General features: G+C 60.0%; 16 protein-coding genes. 5 read left to right on the top strand and 11 right to left on the bottom strand.

Features of this window, described 5'->3' with window-relative positions; translation table 11 throughout:
• Positions 1 to 154: 154 nt before the first annotated feature.
• The 3 genes from ACEN8Z_RS08350 to ACEN8Z_RS08340 all read left to right on the top strand — a co-directional run bounded on the left by ACEN8Z_RS08350 (position 155) and on the right by ACEN8Z_RS08340 (position 1,714).
• A complete protein-coding gene (locus ACEN8Z_RS08350; protein WP_495597338.1) occupies positions 155 to 496 on the top strand; it encodes a YbaY family lipoprotein in 342 nt (113 codons plus the stop codon).
• A gap of 99 nt (positions 497 to 595) precedes the next feature.
• Positions 596 to 994 carry a YbaY family lipoprotein gene (locus tag ACEN8Z_RS08345; protein ID WP_495597337.1) on the top strand — a complete coding sequence of 133 codons (399 nt, stop codon included), beginning with the start codon at positions 596 to 598 and terminating at the stop codon, positions 992 to 994.
• 30 nt (positions 995 to 1,024) lie between these two features.
• Complete coding sequence (locus tag ACEN8Z_RS08340) at positions 1,025 to 1,714, top strand: DUF4197 domain-containing protein (RefSeq protein ID WP_007995770.1); 690 nt, start codon at positions 1,025 to 1,027, stop codon at positions 1,712 to 1,714.
• 50 nt (positions 1,715 to 1,764) lie between these two features.
• Here the strand turns inward: ACEN8Z_RS08340 and ACEN8Z_RS08335 are convergent, their stop codons facing one another.
• The 4 genes from ACEN8Z_RS08335 to ACEN8Z_RS08320 form a co-directional block, all read right to left on the bottom strand.
• On the bottom strand, positions 1,765 to 3,111 hold the full coding sequence (locus ACEN8Z_RS08335; protein WP_495597336.1) for a Fic family protein: 1,347 nt from the start codon (positions 3,109 to 3,111) through the stop codon (positions 1,765 to 1,767).
• A 144-nt stretch (positions 3,112 to 3,255) separates the two neighbouring features.
• On the bottom strand, positions 3,256 to 3,423 hold the full coding sequence (locus tag ACEN8Z_RS08330) for a DUF6124 family protein (RefSeq protein ID WP_495597335.1): 168 nt from the start codon (positions 3,421 to 3,423) through the stop codon (positions 3,256 to 3,258).
• Between the two features lie 913 nt (positions 3,424 to 4,336).
• On the bottom strand, positions 4,337 to 7,402 hold the full coding sequence (locus ACEN8Z_RS08325) for an efflux RND transporter permease subunit (RefSeq protein ID WP_495597334.1): 3,066 nt from the start codon (positions 7,400 to 7,402) through the stop codon (positions 4,337 to 4,339).
• Between the two features lie 6 nt (positions 7,403 to 7,408).
• Complete coding sequence (locus ACEN8Z_RS08320) at positions 7,409 to 8,509, bottom strand: efflux RND transporter periplasmic adaptor subunit (protein ID WP_495597333.1); 1,101 nt, start codon at positions 8,507 to 8,509, stop codon at positions 7,409 to 7,411.
• A gap of 93 nt (positions 8,510 to 8,602) precedes the next feature.
• On the opposite strand from ACEN8Z_RS08320, the gene ACEN8Z_RS08315 reads away from it, so the two are divergent.
• Positions 8,603 to 9,241, top strand: coding sequence for a TetR/AcrR family transcriptional regulator (locus ACEN8Z_RS08315; RefSeq protein WP_495597332.1), 639 nt, complete (start codon positions 8,603 to 8,605; stop codon positions 9,239 to 9,241).
• A 111-nt stretch (positions 9,242 to 9,352) separates the two neighbouring features.
• Here the strand turns inward: ACEN8Z_RS08315 and ACEN8Z_RS08310 are convergent, their stop codons facing one another.
• Positions 9,353 to 10,135 (bottom strand): class I SAM-dependent methyltransferase, encoded by a 783-nt coding sequence (locus tag ACEN8Z_RS08310; protein ID WP_495597331.1) that lies wholly within the window; start codon positions 10,133 to 10,135, stop codon positions 9,353 to 9,355.
• A gap of 93 nt (positions 10,136 to 10,228) precedes the next feature.
• Here ACEN8Z_RS08310 and ACEN8Z_RS08305 point away from each other — a divergent pair, with 93 nt between their 5' ends.
• The gene (locus tag ACEN8Z_RS08305) at positions 10,229 to 10,849 is read left to right on the top strand and encodes an energy transducer TonB (protein WP_495597330.1); all 621 of its coding nucleotides are present in this window, start codon (positions 10,229 to 10,231) and stop codon (positions 10,847 to 10,849) included.
• Positions 10,850 to 10,877: 28 nt separating this feature from the next.
• Here ACEN8Z_RS08305 and ACEN8Z_RS08300 read toward each other — a convergent pair whose 3' ends face one another.
• The 6 genes from ACEN8Z_RS08300 to ppc form a co-directional block, all read right to left on the bottom strand.
• Positions 10,878 to 11,699, bottom strand: coding sequence for an isocitrate lyase/PEP mutase family protein (locus tag ACEN8Z_RS08300; RefSeq protein ID WP_495597329.1), 822 nt, complete (start codon positions 11,697 to 11,699; stop codon positions 10,878 to 10,880).
• A gap of 31 nt (positions 11,700 to 11,730) precedes the next feature.
• Positions 11,731 to 12,591 carry a DUF72 domain-containing protein gene (locus ACEN8Z_RS08295; RefSeq protein WP_007995777.1) on the bottom strand — a complete coding sequence of 287 codons (861 nt, stop codon included), beginning with the start codon at positions 12,589 to 12,591 and terminating at the stop codon, positions 11,731 to 11,733.
• On the bottom strand, positions 12,591 to 12,896 hold the full coding sequence (locus ACEN8Z_RS08290) for a hypothetical protein (protein WP_495597328.1): 306 nt from the start codon (positions 12,894 to 12,896) through the stop codon (positions 12,591 to 12,593). Before ACEN8Z_RS08290 ends, ACEN8Z_RS08295 begins: the two co-directional genes overlap by 1 nt.
• Before the next feature lie 233 nt (positions 12,897 to 13,129).
• On the bottom strand, positions 13,130 to 13,804 hold the full coding sequence (tsaB, locus tag ACEN8Z_RS08285; RefSeq protein ID WP_495597327.1) for a tRNA (adenosine(37)-N6)-threonylcarbamoyltransferase complex dimerization subunit type 1 TsaB: 675 nt from the start codon (positions 13,802 to 13,804) through the stop codon (positions 13,130 to 13,132).
• Positions 13,805 to 13,898: 94 nt separating this feature from the next.
• Complete coding sequence (adk, locus tag ACEN8Z_RS08280) at positions 13,899 to 14,546, bottom strand: adenylate kinase (protein ID WP_007995783.1); 648 nt, start codon at positions 14,544 to 14,546, stop codon at positions 13,899 to 13,901.
• Between the two features lie 288 nt (positions 14,547 to 14,834).
• Complete coding sequence (ppc, locus tag ACEN8Z_RS08275) at positions 14,835 to 17,465, bottom strand: phosphoenolpyruvate carboxylase (protein ID WP_495597326.1); 2,631 nt, start codon at positions 17,463 to 17,465, stop codon at positions 14,835 to 14,837.
• Positions 17,466 to 17,472: the final 7 nt, after the last annotated feature.

Here is a 17,472-nt window from a genome sequence, read left to right as displayed (position 1 = left end):
CGATGTAAAGGCCTTACAGAAGCAAGGAAGCTTCTCACCCATATTGCTGTTCATTCGCTACCGAAGGAAGGACTTTCCCTACGCGGGATTCTGCACCCAGGCGATACGCTGCCAGCTCGTCACTTTCGACGAATCATTGGATAAGGAAATCAATATGAGCAACGAAACCGTAAGGACCATTAGTGGCAAAGCAGATTACCTGCCAAAGATAGGGCTGCCACCTAATTCGACTTTTCATGTCCGCCTGCTGGATGTCAGCCTGCAAGATGTCGTCGCGAAGGAACTGGCCGCACAGACCACTACCAACGCAATAGCAGGCAGGCTGAACTTCAACCTGACGTACAACCTTGCCGATGTCCTGCCCGGCCATACCTATGCAATCAGCGCGAGCGTCACCCACGAAGACCGTCTGCTCTACGCCACTCCTCAACCACAGCAGGTGGAACTGGGCGTCGATTGTGTAAATGAGCAGGAAGTGTGGATCAACCTCTTCTGAGAACACCCCCGAGGCAAGTTGGGCGATATCCTCGGTAAAATCCGTTAAATTGTCGTTGGCGCCGGTCTTCTTCGGGCGCCAATGACAAGGATCCGCTTCATGAAAAAACTCTCTCTCCTCGGGCTTACGGTTTTGCTCGGCGCCTGCCAATCCATGCAACCTGCCCCGAAAGCCAGCCTCGACGGCGAAGTCTTTTACCTGCAACGCAGCGCCCTGCCGCCCACCGCTACCCTGAACGTGAGCTTGCAGGACGTGTCCCTGGCCGATGCACCGGCCATTGTCCTCGACGAACAGAAAGGTCAGGTCAAAGGCCAGGTGCCACTGCCGTTTCATCTGAGTTACGATCCGGCGCAGGTCAAACCGGGTCATCGTTACTCGGTCAGCGCGCGCATCGAAGTCGACGGCAAGCTGATGTTCATCACCACCGAAAACCATGCCGTGCGTCTTGATGGCAAGGACCCGCAACCGCTGAAAGTCCGCGTCGACGCCGTTCGCTAATTCTCTCTTTTTTTGAACAAGGAAGCTGCCATGCTCCGCCCTACCCTTCGTTTTGCCGGCCTGTGCGCAGGTTTGATGATCTGCGCCAACGCCCTGGCGCTGTCCCTCAGCGACCTGTCGCAGAAAGACGCCACTGGCGGACTCAAGGACGCACTGACCCAAGGCGCGCAACTGGCCGTGAAACAACTCGGCACCCCGGGCGGCTTCAGCAACAACCCCGACGTGAAAATCGAACTGCCGGGCAAACTGGGCAAGGTCGCCAGCAAAATGAAACAGTTTGGCATGGGTGATCAGGTTGATGAATTGGAAGCCAGCATGAACAAGGCGGCCGAAACCGCCGTGACCCAGGCCCAGCCAATCCTCATCGATGCCGTGAAGAAAATGACCGTGGAAGATGCCAAGGGCATCCTCAGCGGCGGCAACGACTCGGCCACCCAATACCTGAACAAGACCAGCCGCGAACAGATCCGCGCCAAGTTCCTGCCGATCGTCAAGCAAGCCACCGACAAGGTGGGTCTGGCCCAGCAGTACAACTCGTTCGCCGGACAAGCCGCAACAATGGGTGTAGTGGATGCGAAGAATGCCAACGTCGAAAACTACGTCACCGAGCAGGCGCTGAATGGCTTGTTCGAAATGATCGGCAAACAGGAAGAAACCATCCGCCAGAACCCGGCGGCTGCGGCGACCAGTTTGGCGAAAAAGGTGTTTGGTACGCTCTAAGCCACAACACAAAACCCTGTGGGAGTGGGCCTACTCGCTCCCACATTGGTTTAGGTCGCGGAGGCAGGTCGTAGAAAAAACACCCACTCCTGTCCCATCTTCCGTTTCTCAAATAACTTCAACTCGACCAGCCCATTCAATGTGGCTGATGCCGTGTTGTAAGAGCATCCCAGGTTTTCCTTCACATTGACCGCGGTAAATTCCTTGGCCATTCCGCTCTTGGCCACTTGAAACACGGCCCGCTGCTTCTCCGTGAGTTGGTCGAGAAAACCACTTTCCCGCAACCATCGATCAAAGCACTCGGCATCAACCAGACTTTTCCGATACGCCTCGGTAAAACTGCCCACGGCACGCAGCACCACCGAACACTGGAAATCGATGAAGTACGTCAGATCCAGATCATCCGCCTCGGTATCCAGGTATGAGCGCCCGTACTTCACCGGCGCATTGCGTAACAAGACGCTGATCGCGATGTAACGGAACGCCGAGAAGTCATTCTTGAACATGAACCAGTAAAACAGCGCCCGCGCGACCCGACCATTACCATCGCGAAAAGGATGCTCGTAACCCAGGGCAAAATGCAGAGCGATGCCTTTGATCAAAGGATGAAGGTAATCCGCTTGATGGAGGTTGTCATGGGAATGGTTGATCCATTCCGCCAGCGCCTGCAAACGCAACCCAATGCCTGCTGCGGGCGGCGGCGTATGAACGGTGTTGCCCTCGCCATCCTGCACCACGACATCATCACGGCTTCTGAACACCCCCGGCGAATACTGCGGATCATCGATGCCCTCGACGCCAACGCGGTGCATCGCCGCGATCAACTCAACGCTCAGAGGCTCGTAGCGCTGCTCCCAGGCGAAGTTCATCATCTTGAAATTACCGATGACCATTCGCTCGTCCGGCGTGCGCGGCAGGCGATGACGCTTGAGCATATCCTTGGCCACACGTGTCGTGGTTGCCGCACCTTCGAGCTGGCTGCTACTGATGGCTTCATCTTCAATCAGGTCATTGAGCAGATAGCTGAAGTGCGCACGCTCACCGATCTGGCTGGTCATGTACTCCAGCACGGCCGTAGTGGTTTGCCGGTCTACCGCGGAAATAGCCTTTTGCGCCAGCGGCGTCAGCACGAATTGCAGCCACCGCACCGGATCACCCAATGGCAAAAGACTCGAATACTGCGCCGTCCGGGCTTTCTTGACCAAGGCCCAGCACAAATTGGAATCCAGACCCGGCGCCCAGCGATAGCGCAATGCATCGAATGGCAGATAACGCCCCTGATCGTCCAGGGGCTTGAGCAGAGCCAAGTAATCCGAGAGGCGTTCCTTGTGAGGCGACTGCCCTAGCCGATCAAACACCGGGTCGGTCCTTCCCCGCAACTTGGGTGGATTCTTCATACGCACTGTCTCAAACATTCACAAAACCGGGTTTTGAGTACAACACCTGGGCTCTTGAGCCTCAATATCAGACGGGTCTGAGATAAATGTAGGAACAATGAGGGCCCGCTGATTGGTACAGGTTCAGCGGGCTTCTTACTATTGCTATTGCTGCTGATCCAACTGATCGAGGACGCGATTCACTGATAGCTGCGCCAGGACAATCATCTGCTGAATGCCGAGTGCCAGATTGCAGGCTGGGCCGCTCAGGATGGACGACAGTTCGGTTGCCATTACATTGGCTGAAGCGAGAGTTTCATAGGCGTGGACCAAGAGGGTTTCGGAGTTGATGCCTGGGCGGATGGTGAAAATTGGGCAGGGGCGGTGTGGAGTGCCGGTATTTTCTTCGGACTCTGGGGCCGGGGGTTGGGGCTGGGTTTGATCATTGTGAAGCTCCTAACAAAAGTTGGAGCAGCCAGCATCACTTGCAGATGATGGGTGGCAGCTGTATGCGGGTCTGCAAGACCGAGTCGTTAGGCAAACCCGGCAGACCCGAAGATCTCCCGCACACAGCCACCATAAATCGGTGGTCGCTAAAAAAGCGCCACGATTATAGGTGCGCCAGTAGGCGCCTAACAAACTATTGGCGGGCTTGCAGTCCCGGTCGCTGAATTGGCAGCGACCGTCAGAGGCTAGGGATCGTGCTTCCGACAGGCAACCTGAAAGTCTTGTGGGAATGGTCTGAATGGTTGGCTTGGGCGATAAACGTTGTTGACTGTTGGGCAGCCATCGCGAGCAAGCTCGCTCCCACAGTTGGGCCGGGGACACCTGAAAGAAATTGGTCGGTTGGCAGGCCGCCATCGCGAGCAAGCTCGCTCCCACAGAAGAGCAACGGCCGGTCGGCGTACACCCAAGCTCTTCACCACTCATCAGGCCGAGCGTTAGCTCGCCTGCAGCTCTTGATCTTGATCCACCCGCCCCCTCGGCAGGCTGAGTGGAGGTGTTCATCCGGGGATGGGCGCGCAGCGCCGTTCGACGCAGTCGAACTCATTGCATGCAGGTCGCGCGAAGCCGACCGGAGGGCAATGCCCCCGGATGAATACCGGAGCGAAGGAACCCCGAGCCTAAGCGAGGGGCCGTACGTAAGGGGCGAGACCTTTGGTTCCTTTGGGGCGTTTGCCAAAGGGACTCGCCGTAAGGGCGAAACCCTAAGTAGCCGTTACCGAGAAAATGGATATGTCCCCGGTCAAACAGGCTCCTTCCTGACCCGAAACCAAGCCGCATACAACGCAGGCAAAAACAGCAGCGTCAACGCCGTGGCCACAATCAACCCCCCCATGATCGCCACCGCCATCGGCCCGAAAAACACACTACGCGACAACGGAATCATCGCCAGAACAGCAGCCAGTGCCGTCAACACAATCGGCCGAAACCGCCGCACCGTCGCCTCGATAATCGCCTGCCAGGGCTTCAAACCGGCAGCAATATCCTGCTCGATCTGATCCACCAGAATCACCGAGTTACGCATGATCATCCCCGACAACGCGATAGTCCCCAGCATCGCCACAAAACCGAACGGCTGGCGAAACACCAACAAAAACAGCGTCACCCCGATCAACCCCAGCGGCGCTGTCAGGAACACCATCGCCGTGCGCGAAAAACTGCGCAGTTGCAGCATCAGCAAGGTCAACACCACCACGATGAACAACGGCACGCCGGCCTTCACCGAGTTCTGTCCGCGCGCCGAGTCTTCCACCGTGCCACCGACATCGAGCAAGTAGCCGTCGGGCAGTTCGGCGCGGATCGGATCGAGGGTCGGCATGATTTGTTGCACCAGCGTCGCCGGTTGCTCCTTGTCATAGATGTCGGCGCGAACCGTCACGTTAGGCAAGCGATTGCGGTGCCAGATGATGCCCTCCTCGAAGCCATATTCCAGGGTCGCGATCTGCGACAGCGCGACACTGCGCCCGTTATCGGTCGGCACCGCCAGGCTCGGCAGCAATGACAACTCGGTGCGCTCATGCAAGGTGCCGCGCAACAGGATTTCGATCAACTCGTTGTCTTCGCGGTACTGGCTGACGCTGGAACCGGTCAGGGAGCTTTGCAGGAACCTCGACAGGTTCGCCGTGCTCACGCCCAGCGCCCGCGCGCGATCCTGATCGATGTTCAGGTACACCACCTTGCTCGGTTCTTCCCAATCCAGATGGACGTTGACCACATGCGGGTTCTCGCGAACCTTGGCCGCGACTTTACGTGCCAGCGCCCGCACCTCTTCGATGTGCTCTCCGGTCACACGGAATTGCACCGGGTAGCCAACCGGTGGGCCGTTTTCCAGACGCGTGACCCGCGAGCGCAGCGCCGGGAATTGCTCGTTGAGGGTCGAGATCAACCAGGTGCGCAGGGTTTCCCGTTCTTCGATGGTTTTGGCCAGGACGACAAACTGGGCGAAGCTCGCCGCAGGGAGTTGCTGATCCAGCGGCAGGTAGAAACGCGGCGAACCGGTACCGACATAGGCCACGTAATTGTCGATCCCAGCCTTGTCCTTGAGCAGCGCTTCGAGGCGCTTGACCTCGTCGGCAGTGTTGCTCAGCGAAGCGCCTTCGGCCAGTTTCAGGTCGACCATCAACTCCAGGCGACCCGATGCCGGGAAGAACTGCTGCGGCACAAACTTGAACAGCACGATAGAGGCAATGAACAACAGCACAGTCGCCAGGATCACGGTTTTGCGCCAGTGCACGCACCACTCCACCAGACGCCGGACGCGCTGATAGAACGGTGTGCCATACGGATCGGGCTGGCCGGCACCGTGTTTGGCTGCGTGAATTTTCGCCAGGTCCGGCAGGAGTTTTTCCCCCAGGTACGGCACGAAGACCACCGCGGCCACCCACGACGCCAGCAGCGCGATGGTGACCACCTCGAAGATCGAACGGGTGTATTCGCCAGTGCCCGATTGCGCCGTGGCAATCGGCAGGAAGCCGGCCGCGGTGATCAGCGTACCGGTGAGCATCGGAAACGCGGTACTGGTCCAGGCATAACTCGCCGCTTTGACCCGGTCGAAGCCCTGCTCCATTTTGATCGCCATCATTTCCACGGCGATGATCGCGTCGTCCACCAGCAAGCCCAGGGCCAGTACCAGCGCGCCGAGGGAGATCTTGTGCAGGCCGATGCCGAGGTAATACATGCAGGCGAATGTCATCGCCAGCACCAGCGGAATCGCCAGCGCCACCACCATGCCGGTGCGCACGCCGAGGGAGAAGAAGCTCACCAGCAACACAATGGCCAGCGCCTCGACCAGCACTTGCACGAACTCGCCAACACCGGTTTTCACCGCCGCCGGCTGGTCGGAGACTTTGCGCAACTCCATGCCGGCCGGGAGGTTTTTCTGGATGCGGGCGAACTCGACTTCCAGCGCCTTGCCCAGCACCAGAATGTCACCGCCATCCTTCATCGCCACCGCCAGGCCAATGGCGTCCTGCGCCATGAAGCGCATGCGCGGTGCCGGTGGATCATTGAAACCACGGCGTACGTCGGCCACATCGGAGATGCGGAAGGTGCGATCACCGACGCGGATCGGGAAGTTCTTGATCTCGTCGACCGTCTGAAAACTCCCCGTCACCCGTAGCTGCAATCGCTCGCTGCTGGTTTCGAAGAAACCTGCCGTGGACACCGCGTTCTGCTCTTCAAGGGCTTGCTGGACAGCCGCCAGCGGCAAGCCGAGGGTGGCGAGCTTGACGTTGGAGAGTTCGATCCAGACTTTCTCGTCCTGCACCCCCAGCAGTTCGACCTTGCCCACATCCTTGACCCGCTGCAGCTGGATCTGGATGCGGTCGGCGTAATCCTTGAGCACGGCGTAGTCGAAACCCTCGCCGGTCAGGGCGTAGATATTGCCGAAAGTGGTGCCGAACTCATCGTTGAAGAACGGCCCCTGAATCCCCGGCGGCAGGGTATGACGGATGTCGCTGATCTTCTTGCGCACCTGATACCAGAGCTCCGGGATCTCCACCGAGTGCATGGAGTCGCGCGCGATGAAGGTCACCTGGGATTCGCCCGGACGAGAGAACGACACGATGCGCTCGTACTCGCCGGTTTCCATCAGTTTCTTTTCGATGCGTTCGGTGACCTGGCGCGAGACTTCCTGGGCAGTCGCTCCCGGCCAGTTGGTGCGAATCACCATGGCCTTGAAGGTGAATGGCGGGTCTTCACTCTGGCCGAGCTTGGTGTAGGAAAGTGCGCCGACGATGGCCAGCAACAGCATCAGGAACAGGACGATCTGGCGATTACGCAGCGCCCATTCGGAAACGTTGAACCGCATCGGGGCTTACTCCTTGTCCGCCAGATTGACCACGCGATTGGATCGATCCACCGGGCGCACCTGCTGCCCTTCGAGAAGCACATGAACACCGGCGGCCACGACCCAGTCGCTGGCGTTGAGCCCTTCAAGCACCGGTACGGTTTTCTCACCGAAGGCACCAACGCGCACCGGGGTTCTCTTCAACGTGTTGTTGGCGCTAACGACCCAGACATAGGTCACGCCGTTTTCGGCGGTCAGCGCAGACAGTGGAACGGACAGTGGGACCACGTCGGCGGCCTGCACGAACACTCGGGCGCTTTGTCCCAGTTCGACAGGAACGTTGCCGGAGTTGAAGGCGATACGCGCCGCAAAGGTACGCGACTTGGGGTCGGCTGACGGCGACAGTTCACGGATGCGCCCGGCGAAACGCTGGTCGGGCTGGGTCCAGAGCTCCACCGTCACCGGTTCACCGACCTTGAAGCGGCCGAAATTCTGCTCCGGCAGACTGATCAACACTTCACGCTCGCCATCGGTCGCCAGTGTGAACACCGTTTGCCCGGCGGCCACGACTTGCCCGACTTCCACCAGACGCTTGGCTACGACGCCGTCCTGTGGCGCACGCAACACGGCATAGCTGGCCTGGTTATTGGAAACGTTGAATTCGGCTTTGATTTGCTTGAGGCGGGCTTCGCCAGAGCGGTAGAGGTTTTCGGCGTTGTCGTACTGCGAGCGACTGACCATTTGCCGTTCCATCAGGGTCTTGTAGCGATCACGCTCGGCACGCACCATGCTCAAATTGGCTTCAGCGGCGGCGACCTGGGCGCGAGTGGCTTCCAGTTGCAGGCGCACATCCTGAGGATCGAGCTCCGCCAAGGGTTGATCGGCCTTGACCCGCTGCCCTTCCTCAACCAGTCGTCGGCTGACTTTGCCGCCAATACGGAACGCCAGATCCGGCTCATAACGCGCGCGAACTTCACCGGGATAGCTTTCCATGGACTGCGCCGAAGGCTCTGGCTGGACCACCATGGCCGGGCGCACGCTGACTGGCGGCGCCTCTTCATGACCACACGCAGACAATAAAAAAGCCAGGGTGACTGGCAACGCGAGGGGCAAGGCATAGCGGAACATGGTAAAGGACCTTTCGCTAATGGTGCTTTGAATAATTATACTGAGCAGTATGTTATTAATAGCAAACTCACCAGTCCAGTAATAAAAACGAATATGCCAAACAATCTTTCAGCACCCAATGGCCCAGGCAGACCCAAGGACTTGGTCAAGCGCCAGGCCATTCTCGATGCGGCGAAAACGCTGTTTCTGAGTAAGGGTTATGCCAATACCAGCATGGATGCCGTTGCAGCCGAGGCCGGTGTGTCAAAGCTGACGGTCTATAGCCATTTCAATGACAAGGAGACGCTGTTCTCCGCCGCCGTGATGGCCAAGTGCGAGGAGCAGTTGCCACCGCTGTTCTTCGAACTGCCGGAAGGTGTGGCAGTGGAAACCGTGCTGCTGAACATCGCGCGCGGTTTTCATCAGTTGATCAACAGTGATGAATCAGTGAACCTGCACCGTTTGATGATGACCCTGGGCAGCCAGGATCCTAAGCTGTCGCAGATATTCTTCGAAGCCGGGCCGGAGCGCATGCTGCACGGCATGGAGCGCCTGCTGATCAAGATCGATGAAAGTGGCGTGTTGCACATCGACAAGCCGCACAACGCGGCCGAGCATTTCTTCTGCCTGATCAAGGGCGCCGGGAATTTCCGCTTGCTGTATGGCTGCGGCGAGCCGCCGGTTGGCGAGGCGGCAGAGAGCCATGTGCGGGAAGTGGTGGGGTTGTTTATGCGGGCTTATCGGCCTGAGTGAGCCTGATGGATTGTCGGTAACCGGGCTGACGCCATCGCGAGCAAGCTCACTCCCACAAGGATTCACCATACCTGTGGGAGCGAGCTTGCTCGCGATTGGGGCGACTCGGTCTTAAGGCTTGAGCGCTTTCTTAGGGTAGATATCATACCGACTGGACTTGCCATCCAGCGCATGGCTCGGCTTCGGCCCGTCGATGCACGGTGCCTTGCGCGGGCGCTTGACCACCACCCGGTGGCTGGCCAGGGCCAACGCGGCTTCGAGCAATGCCGGCGCATCCGGGTCATCGCCCACCAGCGGCCGGAACAGGCGCATTTCCTTCTTCACCAGCGCAGTTTTCTCACGGTGCGGAAACATCGGGTCGAGATAGATCACCTGCGGCGGTTCACCTTCCCAATTGCGCATCACCTCGATCGAGTTGCCCCTGAGCAAGTGCATGCGCGCCACGATCGGCGCCACGTCGAAATCTTCCGCGCCACGGGCCAGGCCATCCTCCAGCAAGGCACCAATCAGCGGCTGACGCTCGATCAGGCTCATCTCGCAACCGAGGCTGGCCAGCACAAACGCATCCTTGCCCAGCCCGGCCGTGGCATCCAGTACCCGTGGGCGCACGCCTTGGGCGACGCCAACAGCCTTGGCAATCATCTGCCCGCTGCCACCGCCATACAACCGGCGATGGGCCGCACCGCCCTCGACGAAATCCACCCGCACCGGCCCCGGCGCATCCGGCCCCAGCTGTTGCAACTGCAAACCCTGGTCGCCCACCTGCAAGGCAAATTCGCCGTCCGCCACTTGCATCGGCAAGCCCAGTCGCTCGGCCCATTGCTCGGCTTGTGGCTCGAAAGCCGCGTCCAGAGCCTGGACATGGATGCGGCAGGCCGCAGGTTGATCAATCATCGGAAAACACGCTCAAAAAATTAATGATCGGCAAAAACGGCCGATAACAAAACTATCGAGCATTTTGCCAGAGCTGAGCGTCGACCGAGAGAAATGTCAGACATTCAACCCACAATCACAGGTTTTATCTCGCCCTACGGCGACTATAACCTGCGAAATACCCAGGCACTGAGCGGCGTCAGCCAAATCTGGCAGGACTTCTTTGCCCGGGCGCTGGCCGATCAGTCGGGTGATGTGCTGCCTGAATCACTGAATTTCCCACCGGTCGATCTAGAAAGCCCGGTCGAGCCGACCGTTGGCAGCGAGCTGCTGGAACACATCGTTTCCCAGCGTGAGTGCGATGTCAAAGAGACCCAGGTCCGCCCGCCAGAGCCACTGTTCCTGCCCATTGCCGAATTCGAAATGGGCCTGGCCGACAAACCATTCCCACCGTTCCCGGCGGATGAAATCGTCGCCCAGCAAAAACAGCAGGACTTCGAAAGCGGCTGGGTTCGCCCGATCGTATTGAATGCCGATCAGCCGGTGCCGCAAGCCGGTCCTGCCCCGCAACCGCGTCCGCTGCACCTGCCCATCGCCGAGTTCGAACTCGACCTGCTCGACAAGCCGTTCCCGCCGTTCTCGCCAGAAGAACTGCGGGAACAACAGAAACAACTCGATTTCGATAACGGCTGGGCCCGCCCGATCATCCTGCAGAACCTGCGCATCGCCGCCTGATCCTCAGCTGCGCCCTCTTGCGCATCCCTCAGCCTTTGAAGAACTGATTGGCCTTCTGGTACGGCATCGACCGGGACGTGAAACCGAACGTGCCCGATGTCTGGATTTCTTCGGCGGCGCGAAAGAATTCGCCATACGCCGCCAGTGCGAGCGCCGAGCCCACGCTGATGCGCTTGACGCCCATTTCACTCAACTGCGCGACCGTTAGCTTCAAACCACCCGACATCAACACATTCACCGGTTTTGGCGCCACCGCCCGCACCACCGCCAATACGTCCTCGGCGCTGCGCAGGCCCGGTGCGTAGAGCACGTCGGCACCGGCCTCGGCGAATGCCTGCAAGCGGCGAATGGTGTCGGCCAGATCGGGATTACCATGCAGGAAGTTTTCGGCCCGGGCAGTCAATGTGAAGGGGAACGGCAGACTGCGGGCGGCCGCGACAGAAGCTTCGATACGCGCCACAGCGTGATCGAAACAGTAGATCGGGCCTTCTTCGCGGCCGGTGGCATCTTCAATCGAACCACCGACAGCACCGGCCTCTGCCGCGCGCAAAATGCTTTTGGCGCAATCGGCCGGGTTGTCGGCAAAACCGTTTTCCAGGTCCACGGCAACCGGCAAGTCGGTGGCGGCAACAATTGCCTGAACGTTCAGCAGGGTATCGTCCAGGGTCAATCCGCCATCGGCACGCCCCTGGGAAAAGGCATAACCGGCACTGGTAGTCGCCAGCGCCTCGAAGCCGAGGCTGGCGAGCATTTTCGCCGAACCGGCGTCCCACGGATTGGGAATCACAAAAGCCCCGTGGCGTTCGTGAAGGGCTTTGAACGCCTGGGCTCGAAGGGTTTGCGCATCCATTGGCAGGCTCCTGAAGAGGGGGAAATCCGCCTCAGAGCAGGCCAAGTTGCTCGATGGCGGGTTCTCTGTATAGCTCAGGTAACGCAGGCAAGCCAGGCAAACGCAGCATCAGCCTGGCGTGAAAGCGCTGCGCCAGTTTCGCCGCCAGTATGTTGTCGGCCGTGTGCAGGAAGATATACGGCGTGCGGCCTTCTTCGATCCAGAGCGCGATTTTCTCGACCCAAGGCTCCAGAAACGTATCGTTGGCCTCAAGCGTCGGGTGGCCGATAAAACGTACCTGCGGGAATGCCGTGAATGCCGCCGGACGCGGTGGCACACGGGGTTTCTTCGATTGCGCATGGAGCACCGAGGGCTCGGTCGACGTGCAACTGAACAGCGCACGAGGATCGAGGCAGATGCGTTCGACTCCGCGATCCAGCAACAGACGGTTGAGCATTCGCTCGCTGTCACCCTTGGCGAAAAAATCGTCATGCCGCACTTCCACGGCCAGCGGCCGCTGCAGGGCATCGATAAATCCGGCCAGTTCGGGTAAACGTTGGGGCGTGAAGCTTTTCGACAGCTGCAACCACAGTGGCGACACCCGCTCGCCGAGCGGGCTGAGTAATTGCAGGAAGGTTTCGGCGGCTGTCAGTTGCTCGCGCAGGTCACCGCCGTGGCTGATCTCGCCGGGAAACTTGGCGGTGAAACGAAAGTGTTCGGGCATGGTGTCGGCCCAACGCTGCACGGTGCTCGCAGCCGGGCTCGCGTAGAAGGTCGTGTTGCCTTCTACGGCATTGAATACTCTGGAATAGAGATGAAGAAACTCAGCTGGCCTGGCGTCCAGCGGATACAGGTAGTCGCGCCAGGCGTTTTCGCTCCACGAGGGACAACCGAGGTAGTACGGCAGCAACATCAGATGTACAGGTCGAGACCCAGCACATCCGCTTCCCAATCGACGAAACCGGCGGTGCTCAGGTAGCTGGCCAGGGCCATCGCCACGCTTTTGCTCATGGCACGGTGGTAAAGCATGTCTTGCTGACGGGCGGGGAGATTGCTCAGTTTTTGCGCAGAGGCCTTGGCGGCGCGTGCAGCCAGTTGCTCTTCAGTCGGGAATTCCAGCTCGCCATCGATATCAATGGCGTCGTTTTCCACCACGCGGCCTGTGCGAGGTTTGCGCTTGATGGGGTAGGACTGAGAGGAAACGCCGTCTATACGCATAGCTGCATTCTCGGAATCAGTAATGGCAGTTTAGTGGCGCATTTCCCACTTCGCAAACCGCCGAGTGATAACTAGAACACATAAAAGGCAAAAGGTTTAAAAGCCGGGGTTAGAAAATGACGATTGACTGCGTCCGATAGATCGCCATCGCGGGCAAGTCCGCTCCCACAGGGTTAGCGATGATCCTGTGGGAGCGGGCTTGCCCGCGATTGAACCAACTCAATCCTGAAAATCTACCGTGCTTTAGGCGTCGCCACTTTGTCACGCAGATACACCGGCTGAGCCTCGTCGGCCACGATCGCCTCGCCGCGCGCCCAGGCAAATCGCGCCAGGGTCAGCAGGTCTTCGGCATGGGGCAACATGCCCGCGTCCTGCCCGCTCGGGCTGACGGCGATACGCTCGCCATAACCCCAACCGGTGCCTGCGCCGAACCATTCGCCACTGGCATCGGCCGGCAATGCAGCGGACTCCGGCGGCAGGACCGCTTCCGCACCCACCAGGCGCATTTCCCCCGCCGTTTCGCGGTAGCAACCCCAATACACTTCATCCATGCGCGCATCGATGGCAGCAGCGACCTGACTGGCACCGTGTTCACGGAACGCACGTTGCGCCAGCACGGCCAGATTCGACACCGGAAGCACCGGGCGATCCAGGGCAAACGCCAGGCCTTGCACCACGCCGATGGCGATACGCACACCCGTGAAGGCGCCCGGGCCACGGCCGAACGCGATGGCATCGACCGCTTGCAAGGTGGTCCCGGCATCGGCCAGTAACTGCTGGATCATCGGCAACAGCTTCTGCGCGTGCAGGCGCGGGATCACCTCGTAATGGCTCGTGACCTTGCCGTCATGCAGCAAGGCAACGGAGCAAGCTTCAGTCGCGGTGTCCAGGGCCAGCAAGGTGCTCATCGATGTTTCCGTAAGAAGAAGTCAGAAAAAGTGCGCCAGTATAAACAACTACGGCCCGCAAGCGGGCCGTGGATGATGCAGCGGATCAGGTTTTTCAGCTCAGGGCTGCAAGCACCTTGGAGGTGATCGCTTCAACCGATCCGACGCCTTCGATATGGCTGTATTGCGGCTTGCCATTGGCAGCCGACAGCTTCTGGTAGAAATCCACCAGCGGCTTGGTCTGCGAATGGTAGACCGACAGGCGATGACGTACGGTTTCTTCAGTGTCGTCCTTGCGCTGTACCAGCTCTTCACCGGTGATGTCGTCTTTGCCAGCGATTTTCGGCGGGTTGTAGACGATGTGGTACACGCGGCCGCTGGCCTCGTGAACACGGCGGCCAGCGATACGCTGGACGATTTCTTCGTCTTCGACGGCGATTTCAACCACTGCATCCAGCTCGACGCCGGCAGTCACCAGGGCTTCAGCCTGGGGAATGGTGCGCGGGAAGCCGTCGAACAGGAAACCGTTGGCGCAATCGGACTGGGCAATGCGGTCCTTGACCAGTGCGATGATCAGGTCATCGGACACCAGGCCACCGGCATCCATGATGCTCTTGGCCTTGATGCCCAGTTCGGTGCCGGCCTTGACCGCTGCACGCAGCATGTCACCGGTGGAGATTTGCGGAATGCCGAATTTTTCGGTGATGAACTTAGCCTGAGTACCTTTACCGGCCCCGGGAGCTCCCAGCAGAATGACGCGCATCGATGTGCTCCTCAATTTTTTATATGGATAACGTCAGATTCGCCTCGTGGGGCCAATCTCAAAAATAGGGTCGTGACCGCCCAAACGGCCAAAGGCTGATCAAGATACACAGCAGGCTGCGCCCACACAAGACGCCAAAAGTCGGAGAAACCGCTGCCTCTTGCGACCATTGCGCGCAGTTCCCCAAGTCGCAACCCCATCATTAACTGTCGCCTGACAGCACTTTTCAACCCCTGCTGAGGCGGCATCCGCCTCACCTGCCGGATGCCTGACCCCACGGCAAAAACCTTAGCCGGTGTTACGCAATCCGGCGGCAATCCCCGCGACAGACACCAGCAGGGCCTGTTCTACCGGGCTGCCCTGCGCCACGTCCTGCACTCGCGAACGGGCCAGCAACTCGGCCTGCAATAGATGAAGCGGGTCGAGGTAGGTGTTGCGCAAGCGGATGAACTCGAGGGTCGCCGGGCTATGTGCCAGCAGCTGCGACTGCCCGGTCAGGCCGAGAACGATGGTGCACGCCTGCGACAATAGGTCGCGTAAGTGCGCGCCCAATGGCAACAGATTCGGCTCCACCAGACGCTCGTCGTAGGACTGTGCAATGTCGGCATCGGCCTTGGCCAGGACCATTTCCAGCATATCGATGCGGGTGCGGAAGAACGGCCATTGCTCACGCATCTGCCCCAGCAGTTCACCTTCGCCACGCTCCAGAGCCTTGCTCAGGGCAGATTCCCAACCCAACCAGGCTGGGAGCATCAAGCGTGTCTGGGTCCAGCCGAAGATCCACGGAATCGCCCGCAGGCTTTCGATCCCCCCGGCCCGGCGCTTGGCCGGACGGCTGCCCAGCGGCAAACGACCGAGTTCCTGTTCCGGCGTGGACTGGCGGAAATACTCCACGAACTGCGGGTTTTCCCGCACCACCGCGCGGTAAGCGCTGACACCGTCTGCCGCCAGTTCATCCATCAAGTGTCGCCATTCAGGCGTAGGTGGCGGCGGAGGCAGCAACGTCGCTTCAAGCACGGCGGCCAGGTACAGATTGAGGTTTTGCTCGGCGATGTCCGGCAGGCCGAATTTGAATCGGATCATTTCGCCCTGTTCAGTGGTGCGGAACCGCCCCGCCACCGAACCCGGTGGCTGCGACAGGATCGCCGCGTGGGCCGGGCCGCCGCCACGCCCCACGGTACCGCCGCGTCCGTGGAACAACAGCAGCTCCACTTGCTGCGCACGGCAGATATCCACCAGTCGCTCCTGTGCCCGGTACTGCGCCCAGGCCGCCGCGGTGGTGCCGGCATCCTTGGCCGAATCGGAGTAACCAATCATCACTTCCTGCGGGCCTTGCAGGCGCGAGCGATAGCCCGGCAACAGCAGCAGTTTCTCGATCACCGGACCGGCGTTGTCGAGGTCGGCCAGGGTTTCGAACAGCGGCACCACGCGCATCGGCCGCAGCACGCCGGATTCCTTGAGCAGCAATTGCACGGCCAGCACATCGGAGGCGGCACCGGCCATGGAAATCACATAGGAACCAAGAGACGCCTGCGGCGCAGCGGCGATTTCCCGGCAGGTCGCCAGCACTTCGGCGGTGTCGGCGGACGGTTTGAAATACGTCGGCAGCAATGGCCGACGGTTGTTCAGTTCGCGCATCAGGAAGGCGATGCGCTCCTCCTCGCTCCAGTCCTCGTAGCGACCCAGGCCCAGGTAATCGGTGATTTCGGTCATGGCGGCGGTGTGCCGCGACGAGTCCTGGCGCACATCCAGACGAACAAGGAACAGACCGAACGTCACTGCCCGACGCAGGCAATCGAGCAACGGCCCGTCGGCGATCACGCCCATGCCGCATTCATGCAGCGAGTGGTAGCACAGCTCCAGCGGGTCGAGCAGTTCGCGGTTGTTTTGCAGCACATCGGTCGGTGCCGGTGTGGGCGTCGACAACGAGGTGTGCGCCCAGTTGCGCGTCGCCCGCAGGCGTTCGCGCAGCTGTTTGAGCACTGCCCGGTAAGGTTCGGCGCTGTCACCCGCCTTGGCCTTCAATTCATCGCTGGCCTGCTGCATCGACAGTTCAGCGGCAAGGTGATCGACATCCCGCAGGTATAAATCAGCCGCCATCCAGCGCGCCAACAGTAAAACCTCTCGGGTAACCGCCGCCGTCACGTTCGGGTTGCCGTCGCGGTCGCCGCCCATCCACGAGGCAAAGCGAATCGGTGCGGCCTCCAGTGGCAAGCGCAGGCCGGTGGCGGCGTGCAGGGCCTGATCGGCCTTGCGCAGATAATTGGGAATGGCCTGCCACAGCGAATGCTCGATCACCGCGAAACCCCACTTGGCTTCGTCTACCGGCGTCGGACGCGTGCGGCGGATTTCTTCGGTGTGCCAGGCTTCGGCGATCAGGCGCTGCAAGGTGGTCTTGATCTGCTCGCGCTCGGCACTGGTCAGGTCGCGGTGATCCTGAGCCGCCAGTTGCGCGGCGATGGCGTCGTACTTCTGGATCAGCGTACGGCGCGCGACTTCGGTCGGGTGCGCGGTCAGCACCAGTTCAATCTCCAGTCGCCCCAATTGCCGGGCCAGTGCTTCGGCACCATGACCCTCGGCGCGCAGGCGCGCGAGCAATTCGGGCAACACCCGGGCTTCGAACGGCGCCTGTTGAGTCTCCTCGCGACGGTGAATCAACTGGTATTGTTCGGCGATATTGGCCAGGTTGAGAAACTGATTGAACGCCCGCGCTACCGGCAACAGTTCGTCTTCGGTCAATTGGTTGAGGCTGGCGCTGAGTTCGGCGTCCATGGAGCCGCGCCGGTCAGCCTTGGCGCCCTTGCGGATCTGCTCGATCTTGTCGAGAAAACCATCGCCATATTGTTCACGAATGGTGTTGCCCAACAGCTCACCCAACAGGTGAACATCCTCGCGCAAGCGTGCATCAATATCGGTCATCAGCAGG

The sequence above is a fragment of the Pseudomonas sp. Pseusp10 genome, from assembly GCF_059492225.1.
This window is presented reverse-complemented; position numbering and strand designations above follow the sequence as displayed.

Bases quoted from the DNA above. Each gene is read 5' to 3' on its own strand.
- ACEN8Z_RS08350 (WP_495597338.1), top strand. From the start codon at position 155: ATGAGCAACGAAACCGTAAGGACCATTAGTGGCAAAGCAGATTACCTG.
- ACEN8Z_RS08345 (WP_495597337.1), top strand. From the start codon at position 596: ATGAAAAAACTCTCTCTCCTCGGGCTTACGGTTTTGCTCGGCGCCTGC.
- ACEN8Z_RS08340 (WP_007995770.1), top strand. From the start codon at position 1,025: ATGCTCCGCCCTACCCTTCGTTTTGCCGGCCTGTGCGCAGGTTTGATG.
- ACEN8Z_RS08335 (WP_495597336.1), bottom strand. From the start codon at position 3,111: ATGAAGAATCCACCCAAGTTGCGGGGAAGGACCGACCCGGTGTTTGAT.
- ACEN8Z_RS08325 (WP_495597334.1), bottom strand. From the start codon at position 7,402: ATGCGGTTCAACGTTTCCGAATGGGCGCTGCGTAATCGCCAGATCGTC.
- ACEN8Z_RS08320 (WP_495597333.1), bottom strand. From the start codon at position 8,509: ATGTTCCGCTATGCCTTGCCCCTCGCGTTGCCAGTCACCCTGGCTTTT.
- ACEN8Z_RS08315 (WP_495597332.1), top strand. From the start codon at position 8,603: ATGCCAAACAATCTTTCAGCACCCAATGGCCCAGGCAGACCCAAGGAC.
- ACEN8Z_RS08310 (WP_495597331.1), bottom strand. From the start codon at position 10,135: ATGATTGATCAACCTGCGGCCTGCCGCATCCATGTCCAGGCTCTGGAC.
- ACEN8Z_RS08305 (WP_495597330.1), top strand. From the start codon at position 10,229: ATGTCAGACATTCAACCCACAATCACAGGTTTTATCTCGCCCTACGGC.
- ACEN8Z_RS08300 (WP_495597329.1), bottom strand. From the start codon at position 11,699: ATGGATGCGCAAACCCTTCGAGCCCAGGCGTTCAAAGCCCTTCACGAA.
- ACEN8Z_RS08295 (WP_007995777.1), bottom strand. From the start codon at position 12,591: ATGTTGCTGCCGTACTACCTCGGTTGTCCCTCGTGGAGCGAAAACGCC.
- ACEN8Z_RS08290 (WP_495597328.1), bottom strand. From the start codon at position 12,896: ATGCGTATAGACGGCGTTTCCTCTCAGTCCTACCCCATCAAGCGCAAA.
- tsaB (WP_495597327.1), bottom strand. From the start codon at position 13,804: ATGAGCACCTTGCTGGCCCTGGACACCGCGACTGAAGCTTGCTCCGTT.
- adk (WP_007995783.1), bottom strand. From the start codon at position 14,546: ATGCGCGTCATTCTGCTGGGAGCTCCCGGGGCCGGTAAAGGTACTCAG.
- ppc (WP_495597326.1), bottom strand. From the start codon at position 17,465: ATGACCGATATTGATGCACGCTTGCGCGAGGATGTTCACCTGTTGGGT.